The organism is Paenibacillus sp. 1-18, assembly GCF_000520755.1.
GTDB classification, from domain to species: Bacteria; Bacillota; Bacilli; order Paenibacillales; family Paenibacillaceae; genus Paenibacillus; species Paenibacillus brasilensis.
In genome coordinates this window covers 1-4,149 of the sequence record NZ_ASSB01000286.1, presented here as the reverse complement: position 1 = coordinate 4,149, position 4,149 = coordinate 1, and the positions used below count along the sequence as shown (strand labels likewise).

Annotated in this window: 3 protein-coding genes; all 3 read left to right on the top strand. The window is 42.7% G+C overall.

What is annotated here, in order from left to right; translation table 11 throughout:
- Positions 1-2,617 (top strand): hypothetical protein (locus tag L693_RS30695; protein ID WP_231503694.1); only part of this gene is annotated, 2,617 nt, incomplete at its 5' end.
- A gap of 110 nt (positions 2,618-2,727) precedes the next feature.
- On the top strand, positions 2,728-3,519 hold the full coding sequence (locus L693_RS0117910) for a hypothetical protein (protein WP_025718771.1): 792 nt from the start codon (positions 2,728-2,730) through the stop codon (positions 3,517-3,519).
- Between the two features lie 246 nt (positions 3,520-3,765).
- On the top strand, positions 3,766-4,053 hold the full coding sequence (locus L693_RS30690; RefSeq protein WP_025718769.1) for a hypothetical protein: 288 nt from the start codon (positions 3,766-3,768) through the stop codon (positions 4,051-4,053).
- Positions 4,054-4,149 lie beyond the last annotated feature (96 nt).

Here is a 4,149-nt window from a genome sequence, read left to right as displayed (position 1 = left end):
CCAGATGGATATCAAGGTAAAAAGACGCTCCTATCAGGATATTCACCGCACTTATGATGATCTGGTCACTACGATGATACGGAAGTATCAGTACGGAGATGCCATTGATACCGTAACGAATTATGCCAAACTGGACACTTTTGTTTTACAATATGAGGAGACCGATTGGGCGTTTTTAAAACGTCTCGCTTCTCGCTTTGGCTCCGTACTTGTGCCAGAGGTAACCGCAGCTTCGCCCAAAGTCTTCTTCGGGATGCCAGAAGGCAAGCAGCATAAGGTGGAACGGGATGTATTCTATCGAGTACGGAAAACGTTTCATGAACTGGATGCGGAAAAGCTAGGAGAACAACGCGCTGGCTCGTATATCACCTATATGATTGAAAGTCTGCAATACTACGCGCTCGGCGACCTCATTACGTTACCCATCGGACAAGGTAAAGAACTGGTCGTGGTTCGAGCAGTGACTACACTAGCGGATGGCTTACTGCGTACTCGTTATGATCTTCAAGCCGAACAGGATATTCGCTATGCCCGGTATGAGAACGATCAGGCCACCGGAATTTCATTGTCAGGAACGGTGCTCAAGGTACAGCAGGACTTGGTGCAGCTTCAACTGGACATCGACCCGAAGCAAGATCCTGCTAAAGCCTGCTGGTTCCCTGTGGCGACTAGATATGTCACCGAAGAACACAGTGGCTGGTACGATATGCCTGAAATCGGGGAACAGGTGGAATTGTATCTGCCTACCCACCGCGAACAAGATGCCTATGTGACAGATTCGCTACGACAACAACGCCACGCGAATGGACAGCCGAATGTGAAGGTATGGCAACATGTGCAAGGTAGCGGCGTAGAAATGTCTGAGCAAGAACTGACCCTGTCTACCTCTGGGGAATTTTCGATTACACTGCATGAAGTTAACGGCATCACCATCAACAGTCCGGGGAATGTGCAGATTCAGGGTGGTCACGTGAAGCTTGATGCAGGTGAGGAACTTTCGCTCGAAGCTGGAACGGCGCTGTATCTGAAAGGCGGAGCCAGCAGCATGGTACTGGATGGTGAGACGGATACCAAAGCTCCAGTGATTTATCAGGAAGGAACGGTGAAAGCTCCTGTTTTCGTAGCCGACCTCCCTCCTGTACCTGAGCCGCCTTTGATGAGCATCAAAGCGTATGAAGCAGCTCAATCAGCAGCCAAAGATTCATCTAGCAGCCAAGCTTCTACCCCTAAAGCAAAAGTCACCAGTCCAGCAAAGCTTCAACAAGCGAATGCCATGATGGGGACAGTATCCAAGCTATTAGGCTCCATTCCGGTGATGGGAAAAGTGGTTGGCGTTGCTGTGGGAGTGCTAAGTGGACCTGCAGCGGGTTTGATTCTGAAAGCAACCGCAGCGATCCCTGTTCGTAGCAAAGGAGCCCCTACCGTTGGAGGCGGTAAGGGGAACGGTATTCATCCGTTAAAATACTTGGCGGGTTTGGCCACGCAAGGGTTGATTAGTCTACACGAACATGAGAAAGCTAAACAAGCCTATTATAACAAGTGGATTCTAGGGAAAGTGTATACGAGTGCGCGTCATATAGCTCATTCCGGCAGCACATTGGAACTGGTACAGAACCTGCTTAAAGAATCGAATGCCATGGTTCATGCGTATCAGCAGGTTCCGGAAGATGTGAGAAAACGCTGGAGAGCTAATTACGATAGACACATGGGACAACAAGCAAAGCCAAAGCAAGAAAAGGAATCTCAGCCATGGTGGAAACGAGGATTAGAGAAGCAAGGGGAGGCTGAATTACTAAACGCGGAACTACAGTTAGAAGGAACCCGGATTAGCAGTGAAATGGTATGGGATGCTACTCAAGGAGCATATCAAGCTGGTTTAAGAAGTGAATCACATGGTAAACATCAAATTGACTACAACCCAAAACACCCGATTGCAGGTAAAACAGGTGAAGTCATAGGAGATGTGTTCAGCACTATAGCTGGAGTTGGAGAAATGATGTTTGGTGCGGGAGGAGAGGTTGGCGGCTTTCTCCTTGACGGAACGGTCGTATTGTCTCCGGCTGGTGTGTTGGTGAACGTTGCATCTGCTGGTTTTATATATCATGGAGGTGTAATGTCCTATCATGGGGCGTCGAATGCAGGAGGAGATTCTGCTGAACTTTGGAAGATGATTAAGGAAAAAGATAAGCAAGGTTCAACACTTCCTAAGCCGAGCAAACCCAAGGAGAAACCACCCAATACTCAAGCAACAGATAGTCCTTCTCCAGAAAAATTGTTAGGTATTAAACATGCCAATATGAAAAATCCAAGAGATGCACTTAACGAAAAAATTGCACTAGATGAAAGACTATTAAAGAAAACGCAGAAACCAGAACGTAGGCATCTTACTAAAGAAGAAAAGAAAATAGCCAATCAACACCTTGATGATCTTGCAGCTCGTAAGAATGGGGATGCAGATGCTGCGAAAAGATTATCGGAATTTAGAGATCATCCCCGTGACGATGGCTGGAATAGTTTAGATCTCATGGAGGGGAATACAGGAGCATCTAATAAAATGAGACTACTTTATAAAGAGGAAAATGGCGTTATAGAATGGAAAATTATTCAGAATCATTAAAATATGAGGACGGGTTATAAAGTAAGTAAATCATTTATAGGCTAGCCGACTAAAAGAATATAGCTAAATATTAAGCTGATTCTCAATCTGAACGTGAGAGGAAGAAATGTATGGTTGAAAAAATTATACAGCTAATAACAAACGCTACTTTAGATGAAGATGATAGTGTTATAGCAGCTGCTCTGAAATTATTAAAGAATGATTGCAATTTAGAAGAATTAGAAGGTGACTACTTTGCTAAACTTGTTAGTATGATTCCTCTGGTTAAAGAACAGAGTACAAAGGCGCTTTTAATCGAAACAATTGTGGAATCTCCAGAATTCGTTAGCGACGATACGATACTGGACGAATATGTGAAACTTATATCAGAAGGTGCGACTAACGTTCAGGAAGCTGCAAGATGTTTAGGTGCATTTACCGCCTCCGGCTCTACAAACAATCAGATATTCTTACAATTGGCCAATAAATTAAATAGTAAATTTGCCGTTGAAATACTAGTTTCAATGGGGCGTTCTAATTGGGGAGAAATCCCTCATTACCTAGAATCATTTGCTCAAGAGGTTCAAATAGCACAAAGAATAAGATATCGTTCAGGAATAATTGCAGCCTTTTTATTAATTGTTCATCCTCTGTGTTCAAAATATGCTCATATCAGTTCGTTAGCTTTTGGGTATCCATTTACTGAAGCGGCTGTAAGTGATTGGGCGTGGGTAACTCCAAAAAACACAGAAAATATAGTACAAAAGAAAATAGTAACTTCAAGGGAAGCCGATGTATTAGTGAAATTAGGGGGCTTATTACGATATAATACGAACTTAAATTCAAACGAAACTGCAAAGCTTTACACCGAATTTTTTGAAGATAAAAATCCATTTGATGTTATTTACACTTTACCAAAATAAAAAAATTAACGCCCAAGAAGCCGCTGCGGGAGGCGTTTCGTTTTCTATTAGACTTAGTCTTGTGTAGGTAAATAGAGGAAATATCCTCGCTCAAATGATTATTGCATCTTTAGCTTATAAGTTCATGTTGTATAATCTGTGTAAGAAATATGAAACATATCATCTTCCACACAAAACAATGACTTGCCATCCCTCCTCATCAGAGTTAACATACACACACTTCAACCACGGGAGGGAAAATACGCTATGTCAAATTGGCCAGATTGGTTTCTCGAAGCATTACGCCAGCGGTTTTATCAATTAGAACTAGCCAGTGAACAACAGGCTTCATGTTCATCAGAGGATAAAAATCTATTTACGCAAATGGATCAATTTAAAACCAACCAAAGCGAAGATATTCAACATCTGCTATCTGAATGGGAAGAAGCAATAGGCTATCAATTAAGTCAGGACAAACAATCCATGTATATGGAAGGAGTGAAAGACGGGATTCGATTGATTCTTCCCGTCATACAACCCACAGCTATTCGTTAGCTTTTGATCACTTTAGTCTATGATTTCTCTAGTCTATAAATCCCTTTAACAATGATCTATTAATCTTCTATAATTTCATCTATGCTCATTCCACTT